The sequence below is a fragment of the uncultured Candidatus Kuenenia sp. genome, from assembly GCF_900696675.1.
Taxonomy (GTDB): Bacteria; Planctomycetota; Brocadiia; order Brocadiales; family Brocadiaceae; genus Kuenenia; species Kuenenia stuttgartiensis_A.
The window spans coordinates 1-14,990 of record NZ_CAADGZ010000081.1 but is presented as its reverse complement, the minus strand read 5'-3'; the positions used below and the strand labels follow the sequence as shown (position 1 = coordinate 14,990).

General features: G+C 43.7%; 12 protein-coding genes. All 12 read left to right on the top strand.

What is annotated here, in order from left to right; all coding sequences use genetic code 11:
- Positions 1 to 389 precede the first annotated feature (389 nt).
- Positions 390 to 1,067 carry a TVP38/TMEM64 family protein gene (locus QZT26_RS11960; protein WP_295102390.1) on the top strand — a complete coding sequence of 226 codons (678 nt, stop codon included), beginning with the start codon at positions 390 to 392 and terminating at the stop codon, positions 1,065 to 1,067.
- Complete coding sequence (locus tag QZT26_RS11955; protein WP_164995498.1) at positions 1,064 to 2,482, top strand: FAD-dependent oxidoreductase; 1,419 nt, start codon at positions 1,064 to 1,066, stop codon at positions 2,480 to 2,482. Before QZT26_RS11960 ends, QZT26_RS11955 begins: the two co-directional genes overlap by 4 nt.
- A 237-nt stretch (positions 2,483 to 2,719) precedes the next feature.
- The gene (locus tag QZT26_RS11950; RefSeq protein WP_164995499.1) at positions 2,720 to 3,139 is read left to right on the top strand and encodes a carboxypeptidase-like regulatory domain-containing protein; all 420 of its coding nucleotides are present in this window, start codon (positions 2,720 to 2,722) and stop codon (positions 3,137 to 3,139) included.
- A gap of 181 nt (positions 3,140 to 3,320) precedes the next feature.
- Entirely contained in the window at positions 3,321 to 3,521 is a 201-nt protein-coding gene (locus QZT26_RS11945; RefSeq protein WP_164995500.1) for a hypothetical protein, read from the top strand.
- A gap of 16 nt (positions 3,522 to 3,537) precedes the next feature.
- Positions 3,538 to 5,367 carry a protein-disulfide reductase DsbD gene (gene dsbD, locus QZT26_RS11940; RefSeq protein WP_164995501.1) on the top strand — a complete coding sequence of 610 codons (1,830 nt, stop codon included), beginning with the start codon at positions 3,538 to 3,540 and terminating at the stop codon, positions 5,365 to 5,367.
- Between the two features lie 398 nt (positions 5,368 to 5,765).
- A complete protein-coding gene (gene tal / locus QZT26_RS11935) occupies positions 5,766 to 6,893 on the top strand; it encodes a transaldolase (RefSeq protein WP_099325709.1) in 1,128 nt (375 codons plus the stop codon).
- Between the two features lie 659 nt (positions 6,894 to 7,552).
- Entirely contained in the window at positions 7,553 to 8,107 is a 555-nt protein-coding gene (locus QZT26_RS11930; protein WP_320409742.1) for a carboxymuconolactone decarboxylase family protein, read from the top strand.
- Positions 8,108 to 8,334: 227 nt separating this feature from the next.
- Positions 8,335 to 10,986, top strand: a complete 2,652-nt coding sequence (locus QZT26_RS11925; protein WP_295102385.1) for a hypothetical protein — start codon at positions 8,335 to 8,337, stop codon at positions 10,984 to 10,986.
- A 35-nt stretch (positions 10,987 to 11,021) separates the two neighbouring features.
- Entirely contained in the window at positions 11,022 to 12,128 is a 1,107-nt protein-coding gene (locus QZT26_RS11920) for a glucose 1-dehydrogenase (protein WP_295102382.1), read from the top strand.
- Between the two features lie 439 nt (positions 12,129 to 12,567).
- On the top strand, positions 12,568 to 12,729 hold the full coding sequence (locus QZT26_RS11915; RefSeq protein ID WP_157820595.1) for a hypothetical protein: 162 nt from the start codon (positions 12,568 to 12,570) through the stop codon (positions 12,727 to 12,729).
- A 32-nt stretch (positions 12,730 to 12,761) separates the two neighbouring features.
- The gene (locus QZT26_RS11910) at positions 12,762 to 14,096 is read left to right on the top strand and encodes a hypothetical protein (RefSeq protein ID WP_295102380.1); all 1,335 of its coding nucleotides are present in this window, start codon (positions 12,762 to 12,764) and stop codon (positions 14,094 to 14,096) included.
- A gap of 262 nt (positions 14,097 to 14,358) precedes the next feature.
- On the top strand, positions 14,359 to 14,811 hold the full coding sequence (locus QZT26_RS11905) for a DsrE family protein (RefSeq protein WP_295102377.1): 453 nt from the start codon (positions 14,359 to 14,361) through the stop codon (positions 14,809 to 14,811).
- The last annotated feature ends 179 nt before the right edge of the window (positions 14,812 to 14,990 follow it).

Genomic DNA, 14,990 nt, shown 5'->3' with positions numbered 1-14,990 from the left:
AGCCTTTTAAAGCATTTGTATCAACGGCTAAACTTTTCCAATCGTTTGGGAAGAAAGTTCTTAGAAGATCCCAATCTTCTCTCATCATGGCTTTATCCTCCTATAGAGTGATTAGCGGGATAATTAACATAAAAATACCATGATGAATAAAATTTGTCAATAAAACAAGTTAGCGCTTATGGGGCAAGGGGGGGATGCTAATCCCTTTAACCACTTACAAAGTTTGGACCAAATAATTATTACGAAAGGGAAGCGGGAGCTTCCAATGCACTTGCGTTCCCAAGCCAGAGCTTGGGAACGAGCGTTTTTAAACAGATTGCATGGAAATCTTCATTTTTTATGTGAGGTGGTAATACTTCCCAAAACAACTCTTCAACAGGAGACCAGGCATGAAATATACAAAATTTTTCATTATCGCCGCGATTGTTGGCTTGTTCGTCGTGTTCTATATGCTGGGCTTCAATAAGTATCTTTCATTGGAAGCCTTGCAGACAAACAGAGAGGCGTTGAATACCCTTTACCACGAGCATCGGGTAGCCTTTACGGGCGCATTTATGTTGATTTATATCATTTCAGCCGCCATTTCCTTGCCAGGAGCGACCATTCTTACATTAACAGGGGGGTTCATTTTCGGCCCCCTTCCTGGTTCTGGTATTGTAATTGTATCCGCAACAATTGGCGCTTCTTTGGCGTTTCTCGTTGCCCGGTTTATCTTAAGAAATACCCTGGAAAAAAAATATGAACGTAATCTGAAAAAATTTAACGAAGGTATTGCAAAAAATGCCTGGAGCTATCTCCTGTTTTTAAGGCTGGTTCCGCTTTTCCCCTTTTTCCTGATTAATATCGTCATGGGACTCACCCGCGTACCATTACGGACATTTGCCTTGGTAAGTTTCATCGGCATGTATCCCGGCACTTTTGTTTATACCCTGGCAGGCGGTCAGCTTGCAACCATCCATTCTGTAAAGGATATCGCCTCTCCCCGGTTGATAGGCGCTTTCACCCTCCTGGGGTGCTTTGCTTTAATACCAGGTATTTACAAAAAGTTAAAGGGAGCAAAAAAATGAGATATGATTATCACATTATTGTTATCGGCGCAGGGAGCGGTGGATTGGTCGTTGCCTCCGGAGCGGCAAGCCTGGGCGCCAGAGTAGCATTAATCGAAGCGGAAAAAATGGGAGGCGATTGCCTGAATGCCGGTTGTGTACCCAGTAAGACATTTTTAAAGAGCGCCCATATAGCCAAGGCAATTCGGGATGCATCAATGTACGGCTTAACTGCAGATTTGAAGAAGGTGGATATTACCACAGTCATGGACAGGGTTAACAAGGTAATCCGTGAGATAGAACCACACGATTCCAGAGAGCGTTACGAAGGACTTGGAGTAGATGTTATCTTAGGCTTCGGTGAGCTTCAGGATAGACACACGGTAAAAATCGGGAATGAAACAATAACGGGCAAATATATTGTCATTGCCACGGGTTCCGAACCAGCCGTCCCGCCAATCCACGGTTTAAATGAAGTCAATTATCAAACAAATCGTACCATTTTTCATCTAAAAGAACTTCCAGGACATTTAATCGTATTAGGCAGCGGGCCTATCGGTATTGAACTAGGTCAGGGATTTCGCCATCTGGGTTCTCAGGTAACGATCATTAACCGCAGTCCGGGCTTATTCAAAAAAGATGACCCCGAAGTAGGGCCTCTTATGGAGAAACAACTGAAAGATGACGGCATAGAGCTTCTTTTGGGGATTGCATACCGGGAGGTCAGGCAGGATAGCGATGTAATATCTGTCGAAATAGAACATGAAGGCAAGGGGCGTATTATTACCGGGGATCAGCTACTGGTAGCTACCGGACGATTACCGGCAACGAAGAATCTGGGACTTGATAAGGTTGGGGTCAGAGTAGACGAAAAAGGATATATCGTCACTGACAAAAAACAGAAGACCTCCGTAAAAAATATCTATGCCTGCGGAGATGTAACAGGTCATTATCAGTTCACTCACATGGCCGGTTATCAGGCTGGGATTATCATTCGCAATATAATATTCAAACTGTGCGCTAAAGTAGATTATTCAGCAGTTCCATGGACTACCTATACAAAACCTGAGGTGGCCCATGTGGGATATACGGAACCCATGGCAAGTAAGGCTGGTACATATAAAAGTTCGCTGAAGGTAGACCTGAGTGCGATAGACCGGGCAAAGGCAGAAGATGACCGTGTAGGCTTTTTAAAGCTGAACCTGGGCAAAAAAGGGCGCATCATTGGCGCTACGCTTGTCGGTGAAAAGGCAGGGGAAATGATCCCTGCTATAACAATCGCCATCAAGCAGAAACTGACCGCCGGCATTTTCATGAATATGATATTCTCATATCCTACCGAGTCGGAAATCCTCAAATCAGCCTCCCTTGAGGCAGCGAAACAGTCATTGAAACCCTGGATGAAGAAGGTGATTCGGGCGGTGTTGTTACGCTAACAATTTTAAAAATCATGGCGGGTGGATTTTTTACTTTATGGGAATAAATTATGGTTTTTATTTGTCATTAATGTCTATAGAAAGACAGTAATACCTGTCTTTAGGCACAATGAAGTTGTTTCTGCCCATTTTTCATAAAACCGGATAGACCGGTTTGGTGGCAAACTGCTGCAATCCGGGGGTGTTAGATCATTTTGATTGTATCTTATCCGAAGGGATTTTTTATAGGAGAGCAACATGTTTAAAAACATTGCGTTATCTTTATGCTTTATAATGGCCAGTGGATATGGATTTTCGTACAACACGGTAAAAGCCCAAACACCTACCCCTACGTTAGTGCCTACACCGACACTGAAAGGTAGTGCTTCCGGTACCATAACAGCTAAAAAATCCGGCAAACCAATTAAACGTGCAAAAGTTTCTTTGAAAAGCAAGGAACTGAATTTTAAAGACAAAACCACCACTGATAACGACGGTAAATATGTATTTTCAGATTTAAGCGCTGGCAATTATACCCTGAAGGCTAAGAAGCAAGGCTTTAAGAATGCAAAAAAGAAATTTGAACTTGCAGAAGGTGAAAACGAGGTGGCCGACATTCAATTGAAAAAAGAAACGAGCGATGACGGCAATGGTGGCGATGGCGATGGTGGATACTAAGGGACTTGGAATTTTCTATTATACCGTTTAACTACAATCTGTCATCCGAACGAAATAAGGTATCTTAGGATTCCGCACTTTGGCAGAAATAACATTGGTTGCAAACCCGCCGGGGGAATTCGAATGAAAATAAATCCTGCGTTATTTTTCGTTATTGCTCTATTTCTGGTTGGGTGTGGTAATGCTCAAAAATATGATAGGCCTTCCGATCAAGGACCCTATTATCCGGAGCACCATTACTCTCCCTACTACCACAGTCCTTACTACCATTATTATTCTCCCTATTATTATAGGCATCATCATTACCGGCGGAGTTGCGGTACATTTACGAACACTATTTACGATAATACCGCAGCTATTTATTAACGTTTATAGACTATAACAAGGATGAATATACCATGAAAACAGTTCCCCTCATAAAAAGATGCTCTGCTATTGTCTTTGTTTTAATCATATTTCCCCTTATAGCCTTCGGAGAAACCTCTCCGTTTAAATCAGGCGCGACACTTTTAAAAGAACATGTTCCAGCGGGTGAGCTTATCCCTGTTGCAGTTAACTTCACAATTGCCCCAAACCACCATATTTACAAGGATCAGGTTAAGATAGAAAGCGGAGATAACACTAGATTCGCGGTGGTTTCCACAGAACTTCCTCCAGGGGAAATCCGATACGATCAATTTTTTGAGAAAGAAGTAGAAGACTACGTAGGAGAAGTACTGGTAAAGTCATTCCTTCAGGTATCAAAGGATTTACCGGCCGGTTCGTATAATGTGCAACTCAAGGTACATTATCAGGGATGTTCCGATAAAGTCTGCTTTGCCCCAACGATGGATGAATTTACACTTCCGGTACAGGTGGAGTTAGCAAAATCGGGCGTTTCTAAAATACAGGAAGAAAAAATCCCGGCCGTTTCAAAACCTGTGGAAAAAGCGGAGGCCACTGGTATCCAAAAGACTATCGAGAGCCGTGGAATTTTTGTTTCACTAATTATTATTTTCCTGGCAGGTGTGGGTCTGAGTTTTACTCCGTGCGTGTATCCTATGATACCCATTACCGTTGCCGTAATTGGCGGACAAGCTGCCGGAGGCCAGGCTACGGCCAGAAGCCCTTTAAGGGCATTTTTCCTTTCACTGATTTATGTCCTGGGCATATCCATTGTATACTCGGCTATGGGGGTGGCAGCGGCTTCTACCGGGGCATTGTTTGGTACTGCTCTGCAAAGTCCCTGGGTCATAGGGTTTGTGGTGGCAGTTTTTGTCGCGCTTGCCATGAGCATGTTTGGGGTATATTACCTGCGGGTGCCATCTTTTATCTCAGATCGGCTTGGAACAAAAACCGGAAAGGGTATTATTGGCGTTTTTATTATGGGGTTGGTTTCCGGGATTGTTGCTTCGCCATGTATCGGCCCGGCCCTGGCAAGTTTGCTTGTTTACATTGCCAGCACGGGTAATAAATTCATGGGGTTCTGGATGTTGTTTGTATTTGCCTGGGGATTGGGCGTGCTTTTGATTGTGTTGGGCACCTTTTCAGGCGCTATAAGGGCCCTCCCGAAATCGGGAGGCTGGATGGAAACGGTGGAGAGAATCTTCGGTCTCCTTTTAATCGGAGCCGCACTCTATTACCTGAGTTTTATCATCCCGGGAAGCGCCTTCATCATCATCCTGAGTGTATTCTTGATTGTTACTGCGGTATTTTCCGGCGGTTTTGACCGGCTGACTCATGAAAGTACTAATTTTCAACGGGCCAAGAGATCCTTCGGACTTATAGCCTTTATCTTTGGAGCGTACTTTCTTGTGGGACATCTCATGATTAGTGGATTTATTTTGCCGCCGTTCGCGGCCTCAACTCCTGGCCAGCCCGTAGTTACCCAGGAGAAGATCGATTGGGTATTGAGTGAGGAAGAAGGACTTAAACAGGCAAGGGACGAGGGTAAGGCGGCAATGATTGATTTCTGGGCGTCGTGGTGTGCAGCCTGTATGGAGTTTGAAAAACTCACTTATACTGATCCGGAAGTTATCAGGGTATCAAAGAGATTTGTGAATATTAAGATTGATTGTACCAATAGTAACGATCCAAAGATTAAACAACTTTGGTATAAGTATGGGATTGTTGGCTTGCCCACCATCGTATTTGTAGGCAGGGATGGAAATGTACTCAGGGATAAAACTATTACCGGTTTTGTCAATCCCAGGGAATTTCTTAAAGTCATAAAAAATTTGGAACAATAAAATGAAGCTTAGGAAAAAAATAATTTTACAATCTGTAATTACTTGTCCGGATTGTTGATGTCAGAAAGAAGAAACAATGCCTACTGATGCGTGTCAATTGAAAATTGTAAATCAAGACTAATATCTTCAAATGGTATGAAGGGGATTTTATTCAAAAGGATGAAAAATTGGAAGAGTACATTGCAGGATATTTAAATCCGGAAGATGCAGCATTTATTCGAAATAATAAAGTAACGATAAAATACCTCGACTACGATTGGGGTTTGAATGAACAGGAATAAGGCGGGATAAAATATCAGGTTTTGAATTGAAGGAATATATCGTCAAAGACTGGAAAAGATACAGTCCAAGGAGAAACTTTACAGTCAACAACAAACAAATCCGGAGGAAAAAAAGAAATGAATCCCCTGTTAATGTTGAAAGAATATGGTCAAAGTGTCTGGTTGGACTACATTCAGCGTGGTCTCATCACGACCGGAGAGTTACGCCGTTTTGTGGAAGAATACGGGTTGGGGGGAGTTACCTCCAATCCGGCAATCTTCGAGAAGGCAATCACTGGGAGCGCTGATTATGCGGATATGCTGGATACCCTGCAACAAAAAAAAGATATGGACGCTATGGCAATCTACGAGTATCTGGCGATACGCGACATTCAGGATGCTGCTGATGTACTGATGCCTGTCTATGAGAAGACTGGCAAACGAGACGGCTATGTCTGCCTGGAGGTCTCACCATTTCTGGCCAATGAGACGCAGGGTACTATTGTTGAGGCCAGGCGGCTCTGGAAGGCCGTTGGCCGGCAGAATGTAATGGTCAAGGTACCTGCCACATCAGAAGGTATTCCGGCTATCGAACAGCTTATCAGCGAAGGGATCAATGTCAATGTGACGCTGCTCTTTTCCCGGGAAACTTATGAACACGTAACGCAGGCTTATATCAATGGATTGGAAAAGTTAGCATCCCGCGGCGGTGATGTGAGAACAATCGCCAGTGTGGCCAGCTTCTTTGTTAGCCGCATAGATACACTTTTAGACTCCATCATTGAGGCCAGAGTTAAAACGTCTGCGCATGCAAACGAACAGGCATTGTTGCAAGGAATCATGGGGAAAGTAGCCATTGCCAACGCCAGGCTTACCTATCAGCGATATAAAGAGATTTTCCGTGGTGATCGCTGGCAGAAACTTGCCGAAAAAGGGGCACAAACGCAGCGTGTTCTGTGGGCTAGCACAAGTACCAAGAATCCGAAGTACCGGGACGTGACGTATGTCGAGGAACTCATCGGGCCAGATACGGTAAACACCATGCCATTATCTACAATTGAAGCCTTCCGGGATCATGGACGTCCCCGTGCGAGTCTTGAAGAAAATATTGTAGCCGCATACGACACGATGAAGACACTTGAGCAGTTAGACATTTCAATGAAAGAATGCACCGACAATTTACTCCGGGAGGGGCTACGCCTCTTTGCCGATGCCTTCGGGAAATTGTTAAATGCATTGGATACGAGAGGTATAAAAGGCGCATAGCGCAAGGGTCAACCTCCAGGCCCTATACCCTCCCGGATGATCTTCCCGTCAAGGCCAAAACTGCTATCGAAGACTGAAAAATCAATGGGGAAAACCGTGTTTACCTGCTATGGGAGGTTGTTGTATGTTTGCATGCCGGGGGTTGCGTAAAAATGTCATTAAGTTAAGGTTACTTGATTAAAAACAACCCCCTTCGCGGGGGAGTGACGTGTAGTGCCAATTTGGCCCGTTTTTCTCAATGGACTCCGAACGTTCAAAAGTTTGTTGAGTACCTGACCGACCGGGAACACTGCAGGGAATAGTGCTGCTCACTCCGGTATGCCGGTGCGCTGGTCGTTGACCTACATAGTGTTTTGCTGGAAGGTGGAGTTTATTTCTACCCTGAAGATGCAGGGCACGAAGGCTGGAAGCTGCGCCTGTTGTATGAATGTGCACCACTTGCATTTCTTGTAGAACAGGCCGTAGGCCTCTCCAGCACCGGCACGCGACGGATTCCTGATATTAAGGCTGAATCTATTCACCAACGGGCACTACTGGTAATCGGCAGTACCGAAGAAGTGTCACTTTATGAGAAGTTCTTTATGAACGGTAGTCCATAATATTACGCATCAAAAAATAACAAAGCAAAAATTGATCTTAGGCTTAGAGAGGTATGTAACGTGAGAATAGCGGTAAAAGCAATAAAAAAGTATCCATGGTACTTGAAACCTTTTTTTTGGAATCAAAAAAGGAAATACGGGCAGGTACTCAATCCAGGGTTGATATGGGCAAGGGTGCCCCGTTTATTTGCAACGGTAGCTCTGTTGTATGGGGCTTTTGATACAAGGCGTTCTCCCTTAACCCCGGTGTTGCGGTCTTTAGTGACCGTTCGGGTTTCACAAATTAATTGGTGTCATTTTTGTGTCGATATAAATTCGTTCACTTTAGCAAAGCGATGTGGATCGATGGAAAAAGTCAGAGAGCTGGCAACGTGGAGAGAAAGCACGCTTTTTGATGACCTTGAAAGGGCGGTTTTAGATTACGCAGAGGCAATAACTTATACTGATCGTCAGGTTACTGATGAGCAATTTGAATCATTGAAAAAACATTTTGATGACGAAGCTGTTGTGGAGATTACCGGGCTAATCGCGTTTCAGAATATGTCCAGTAAATTCAACAGCGCCCTTGACATACCACCACAAGGTTTTTGTTCACCAACGGGGCGTCGCTGGTAATCGGCAGTACCAAAGAAGTGTAACTTTATGAAGAATTCCCGGCAAAAATAAAATCCGGGATGCATTCTTTTATATTCTTGCTCAGAGTAACATCTCAATTAATGTATTCAACGCACGGTTGTTGAGTACACGGCTCAATGTTGATTCAGCACCGGGTATAGAATATCTGGAATACCTGACACCAAAAAACGGCCGCCCGATGATTAACGAATAAAAAGGAGAAAATTATGAATTCAGAAAAAATGCGCCTTGAAGAAGATAAAAGCGGGGAAAAATCGTGGAAGAAATGGGGTCCATATGTAACGGAACGCCAGTGGGGAACCGTCAGGGAAGATTATAGTCCTCAGGGTACCGCATGGGAATATGTTTCCCACGATGCCGCACGGAGTAAGGCATTTCGATGGGGAGAAGAGGGAATCGCCGGTTTTTGTGATGACAGACAAACGATATGCCTTTCCCTTGCCCTCTGGAACGGCCGTGATACAATCCTGAAAGAACGTTTTTTTGGCCTGACAGGGAACGAAGGGAATCACGGTGAAGACGTGAAAGAATATTATTACTACCTCGATAATACCCCGGTGCATTCTTATATGAAAATGTTGTATAAGTACCCGCAAAAAGAATTCCCCTATACGGAGCTGGTGAATGAAAATCGACGTCGCGGAAGACATAAACCGGAATTTGAACTTATTGATACCGGGATATTTGATGAAAATAGGTACTTTGACGTGTTTATCGAGTACGCCAAAGTTTCGCCGGAAGATATCCTGATTCGTTTTACTATTCACAATCGGGGACCGGAAGATGCGACCGTATCCATTATACCGCAGTTGTGGTTTCGAAATACCTGGTCATGGGGACTAACAGACTTTAAACCTGAACTGTTTGCGGTAAATAAAGAAATCATCCGTGTAGAACACGTAGATCTTGGCAGCAGGTGGCTTTATTGTGATGGAGCACCGGAGCTGTTGTTCTGTGAAAATGAGACGAATTACCGGCGGTTGTATGGGTTGTCATCTATGGAGGGTTTTTTCAAGGACGGCATTAATGATTATATCGTAAGCGGGCATGAGAGGTCCATAAATCCTGCAAAAAAAGGTACCAAAGGAGCGGCACATTACCAGCGCACCATTTCATCAGGTAAGGCAATAAGTATTTGTTTAAGATTCTCGGACCATGCCTTATCCAGCCCCTTTAAAAAGTTTAACAAGATGTTTCAGCAAAGCATTGGGGAAGCGGATGAATTCTACGCTGACCTGCAGTCAGAAATCAAAGAGGAAGATGTAAGGAATGTGCAGCGTCAGGCATTTGCCGGCATGCTCTGGTCAAAACAATTTTATTATTTTGATGTGAGCAGATGGTTAACGGGAGACAGTGGACAACCCCCACCGCCTCGAGAACGGTTGGATGGACGCAATCATGAATGGGTTTATCTTAACAACGCAGACATTATTTCCATGCCTGATACATGGGAATACCCCTGGTATGCCGCATGGGATCTGGCATTTCATTGTCTGTCACTGGTGATGGTTGATCCGGAATTTGCCAAAGGGCAGCTTTTACTACTAACCCGCGAATGGTACATGCATCCCAACGGACAATTGCCGGCCTACGAATGGGCCTTTAGCGATGTGAATCCCCCTGTCCATGCCTGGGCAGCGTGGCGTGTCTATAAAATTGATAAAAAAAGAAATAAGGGGAAAGGGGACATTGATTTCCTGTCACGGGTCTTCCATAAACTTTTGCTCAACTTTACCTGGTGGGTCAACAGAAAGGATGAGCATGGTCATAACCTGTTCCAGGGGGGTTTTCTGGGATTGGACAATATTGGCGTCTTTGACCGAAGTGCGGCATTGCCAACCGGTGGACATATCGAGCAAGCTGATGGAACGAGTTGGATGGCTATGTATTGCCTGAATCTCATGCGCATTGCCCTGGAATTGTCAACGTATAATCCCATCTATCAGGATCTGGCAATCAAGTTCTTCGAACACTTCCTCTATATCGCCGGCGCAATGAAAAACCTTGGTAACAAGGGCATCGATTTGTGGAATGAGGAGGATGAATTCTTTTATGATGTTCTTCATTGCTCCAAAGCAAATCATAGCAAGTGTGAGGTCATGCCGTTGAAAGTGCGCGCTATGGTGGGATTAATTCCTCTTTTCGCTGTTGAGACCCTTGAGCCACACCTTCTTGAACATGTCCCGGAGTTTAAAAAACAGCTCGATTGGTTTCTGGAAAACCGGCCTGACCTGGCAAGTCTGATTTCCCGCTGGACAGAACCCGGTGTTGGCGAGCGGCGGCTGCTTTCGCTGCTGCGGGGACACCGGATGAAACATCTGCTTAAGCGCATGTTGGATGAAAGTGAGTTTTTGTCTGATTACGGGGTTCGGGCATTATCCCGTTATCACCTGGAGCACCCCTTTGTCTTACATTTTAATGACAATACATTTTCAGTGTCTTATCAGCCTGCTGAGTCGGACTCAGGTTTGTTTGGCGGCAATTCCAACTGGCGGGGACCCATTTGGTTTCCCATGAATTATTTGATTATCGAGTCACTGCAAAAATTCCATCACTATTATGGAGACGATTTCAAGATTGAATGCCCGACAGGGTCAGGAAATTTTATGACCATCAATGATGTTGCCAATGAGCTGTCGCGGCGCCTGACCCGAATATTTTTGCAGAATAAGGATGGGAATCGCCCTGTATTCGGCTACAGTGAAAAAATTCAAAAAGACCCGCATTTTCGAAATTACCTATTGTTTCATGAGTATTTTCACGGCGATACCGGAAGGGGTGCTGGCGCTTCTCATCAAACCGGCTGGACCGGTTTGGTGGCAAAACTGCTGCAACCCAGGGACGTCGGACAACCTTGATTCTATAGGAATCAAAAGAAAGGCAGAGGGATTCAATGAAAGCCATTGCAGTTGTACCGGGTCGGCCAGATTCATTGCATATACGGGAGATACCCAAACCAATGGTGACTGATGTCCCTGATGGAAGAGGTGTTCTGGTAAAGGTGCTGAGAGTGGGCGTTGACGGGACAGATAAAGAAATTAATGCCGCAGAGTATGGTACTGCGCCACCCGGAGATGATTTTCTCATTATTGGTCATGAGTCTTTTGGCATTGTCGAAGATGTGGGCTCTCATGTGAGTGGTCTGAAGGCCGGTGATTATGTTGTGGCAACGGTCAGACGTCCTGGAACTTCCCTATATGATAAAATCGGGACGTACGACATGACTACAGACGATGTCTATTATGAACGGGGAATCAATCTGAGACATGGGTATATGACTGAGTATTATGTGGATGAACCGGAATATATCGTTAAAGTTCCACCGGGGTTAAAAGAGGTAGGCGTACTTCTGGAACCTACCAGTGTGATCGAAAAGGGGATAGCTCAGGCGTATGAAATCCAGCGACGGTTAAGGGTGTGGCGTCCCAAGCGGGCCGCTGTGCTCGGTGCCGGTACTATCGGATTGCAGGCAACTCTGGCGCTGCGTCTTCGCGGATTGCAGGTTTGTGCTTTCGGACGGACCAAACCACCTTACTTAAACTCTCAGCTTTTGAATCAAATAGGTGCATGCTATCATAGTCTTCAGGATGTTACTTTAACGGAATCTTTCGGAGATCATGGCCCTTTTGATCTCATTCTCGAAGCGACGGGCTATTCACCGCTTGTATTTGAAGCGATGAACATCCTGGGGAAGAATGGTGTTCTTGTTCTTTCCAGTGTGACAGGCGGCGGGAGATCAGTTGAGATACCATCTGATAAAATTAACATGGGATTTGTTCTGGGCAATAAGGTTGTTGTTGGTACAGTGAATGCAAATCGGGAGTATTTTGAATTAGGTGTTAAAGACTTTTCTCTGGCTGAAATGCAATGGCCTGGATGGCTGTCGAAATTGTTAACCCATCAGATCGGAGGTCTTGAAAACTATCAGGATATTAGCCCCATTCTAACGAAGGCGAAAAATGTGATTAAGGTTTTTGTTCAAGTTGCAGACACGCAATAATTTAATTTTCTGGCTATCGCCCATAATATGCCTCTTCAGTAATAGGGCCGCAATTTTGATATGCGTTTGTTTCTAAGACTTTAGCTTTTTGAAAATTATGTTTCGGTTTAGTTTTGGGTGGCACGGACAAACACAGCTTGTCTGTGCCACCCATGTTGAGCGATAATAGATGCATCAATTTCCAAAAATCTAAAGTGTTACTAAAATTTTTATTTTGTTGGAATAAATCATGATTATTGCTTGTCATTAAAAGCGTAAGAACAAAATTATTTTACAGATACTTTATTAAAAAGCAGGGAGTGGATATGGCCCAAAGCCACTCATAAGTCGATTGGGTGATGAGTGAGGAGGAAGGACTCAGGCAGGCCAAAGCAAGTAGTAAGATAGCGATGATTGATTTTTATGCGTCGTGGTGCGCAGCCTGTATGGAGTTGTTGGTTTGCCTACTATCGTGTTTGTTAATAAGGACGGAACTGTGGTCAAAGATAAAACTATTGCCGGTTTTGTCAATTCTAAGGAATTTCTGAGTATCATAAAAAGCCTGGAGTGGCGTAAAATAAAGCGCCATGCAAATTATTTTATAGCGCCAGGTACTGAATAACGCGCTATATCAAGAGTGTTATGGAAGCAAAAATGAAGATAAAGAAAACAATAATAATTTTTATGCCCATAGTCTTAATCCTTATTGTGCTGGCTGGAGGAGGTATCTGGTTTAAAAGGAAATATGCCACCTCGGTTAATATGGATATTCATCTCAAAGAATATTCTCAATTTGAATATCCCGAAGATCCTGCAAATCGCAGTGTTCATTATGCGCAGTATTCAAACAGGAATTTGAAAATTGTGAAAAAAGATAAAACCCATTTCGATCTGATTTTGGAACCAACAAATGATCATACGGCAAAAGTTGTATTTAATGATATTGACGCAGGTCTTTTTGTAACAGGCCTGCCGGAATGGACAAAAAAGGATAAAGATTTAGAGATTATTGCCCTGACCGATAGGGAATGGAACAGGCAGCAGGTAAGTTTTGAGCCAGATTCAAAACACATTGAAATTACCGGTGGTGATGGATTTGAAAAAAGCAATTTGCATTCAGCCGCAATTGCTAAGAATTGTTTAAATGCCGGTCTTTGGGAAATTTTATTGTTTACGAAAGAAAAAGAGGAAAAGGCCTTATATTATCAAGGATGGTTTACGTTCCCCCTTGGACACTATAAAGCTGTATTTGAGGAAATCACCGGCCTGTCGTATTGGGAGCACTGGCGAAGATTGGAACATTGGGTAGACCCTGCTGGCGCCTCTATCAATTTAAAAGCCCTCAGAAAAGTTTTAAATGAGAGAGAGGTACAGGCTGAATTCCTGGCACAAGAGCGTATTTTTGCATCGGGTGAACAGGTAAGAAAGCTCAGAACTACAAATGTGCAGAACGTTATCACCTGGAAGGATTTTTGTGGTAGTTCGGTTGAATTTGCGACCTTTGCCCCGCCAGGCAGGTACTATTTTGAAAAACCCTGGAAGAATGAGTATTGGAGGATTGCAGAGTTCAAAAAAGCGATACTAAGGGACATTCAATCACCAGCATCGGAAGAAGTCTTACAGGAAATAGAGCTGGTTTTTAAAGATTCCAAAACTGGCGAAGAGAATAGATTTTTTGTCAGCGGATTCAAGCTGAACCAACTTCCTCAGCTTCCTGTTGAACATTACCCACAGGGGTTATACATGCCCATGGGAATCGGGGTTCCGCCTTTCTTCTTAAGCTATCAAGACCTGGAACGGAATCCACCCGATAAGAGCCCTTATTTCAGTGTACTTCTGGATTCAAATGACACATGGATTAATCACCACGAGGTGGCTATCGACGGGCCGGTTCTTCACAGAGATATTAATAATCCGAATGTAATCCATGTTTATTTGCTTTCTTACGAACGCCATAGTCTGGTCGGTCATTACCTTCTGAAGATTTAACTTTTTGAAAATATGTTGCAGTTTAGTTTTGGGTGGCACGGACAAGCTGTGCTTGTCCGTGATCGCGCGCAAATAGGTTTAGTGTAGAGACGCAAAATCTTGCGTCTCTACACCCCACATGGACAAACAGAGTTTATCCGGCCACCCATGTTGAGCGATAATATCTGCATCAATTTCCAAATATCTAAAGTGTTACAAAGGAAGAAATAATACTTATGGATGCCTGTCCGTTGCAATTTGTTGAAAATAAGGGAGCGTTAGCATGAAGAGGACACTTTTCATTATCTTATTATTCACTATAGCTATTATATTTGTCGGATATTATGCATTAAAGGCAAATATACAAAACAAGAAATTTGCTATCATTCTTCAAGCAGGTAAAGAGACTCACGAAGGAATGGCTCGTGCTACGCATGCTTTACTATATGCCACAGAATTAAAAGGGAAGGGCTATGAGGTAGTTTTGATTTTCGACGGTGCAGGAACGGTGTGGGCAGAAGAGGTGTCAAATCCTGATTCACAAAGCAAACTCTTACCAATGTATAATGCTATAAAAAAGACGGGAATTCATGAGATTGTATGTGATTTTTGCGCTCATGCTTTTGGGGTAAAGGAAGAGCTCCAGACCCGACAATGCCCCCTCCTATCGGAATATAATGGCCATCCGAGTATTGAAAAATTGGCGGGAAAAGGCTATCAACTTATTGTGTTGTGAAGTAATAACATTACTTTGTTAAAAATTAAGCGGCGATTTTTTTCTTAAATCGAGCGGATTTAATTTTAAAATATTCTTGTGAGAGTTTTTCGTTCTTTGATAAAGCGTTTGTTGATGAGAATTCAAGCAGGGAATTGATTGCTTTTTTGAATTCATTAAAGGTAGAAGGTTTTGTTTCC

Coding starts and splice junctions, on each gene's coding strand:
- QZT26_RS11960 (WP_295102390.1), top strand. CDS start 390: ATGAAATATACAAAATTTTTCATTATCGCCGCGATTGTTGGCTTGTTC.
- QZT26_RS11955 (WP_164995498.1), top strand. CDS start 1,064: ATGAGATATGATTATCACATTATTGTTATCGGCGCAGGGAGCGGTGGA.
- QZT26_RS11950 (WP_164995499.1), top strand. CDS start 2,720: ATGTTTAAAAACATTGCGTTATCTTTATGCTTTATAATGGCCAGTGGA.
- QZT26_RS11945 (WP_164995500.1), top strand. CDS start 3,321: ATGCTCAAAAATATGATAGGCCTTCCGATCAAGGACCCTATTATCCGG.
- dsbD (WP_164995501.1), top strand. CDS start 3,538: ATGAAAACAGTTCCCCTCATAAAAAGATGCTCTGCTATTGTCTTTGTT.
- tal (WP_099325709.1), top strand. CDS start 5,766: ATGAATCCCCTGTTAATGTTGAAAGAATATGGTCAAAGTGTCTGGTTG.
- QZT26_RS11925 (WP_295102385.1), top strand. CDS start 8,335: ATGAATTCAGAAAAAATGCGCCTTGAAGAAGATAAAAGCGGGGAAAAA.
- QZT26_RS11920 (WP_295102382.1), top strand. CDS start 11,022: ATGAAAGCCATTGCAGTTGTACCGGGTCGGCCAGATTCATTGCATATA.
- QZT26_RS11910 (WP_295102380.1), top strand. CDS start 12,762: ATGAAGATAAAGAAAACAATAATAATTTTTATGCCCATAGTCTTAATC.
- QZT26_RS11905 (WP_295102377.1), top strand. CDS start 14,359: ATGAAGAGGACACTTTTCATTATCTTATTATTCACTATAGCTATTATA.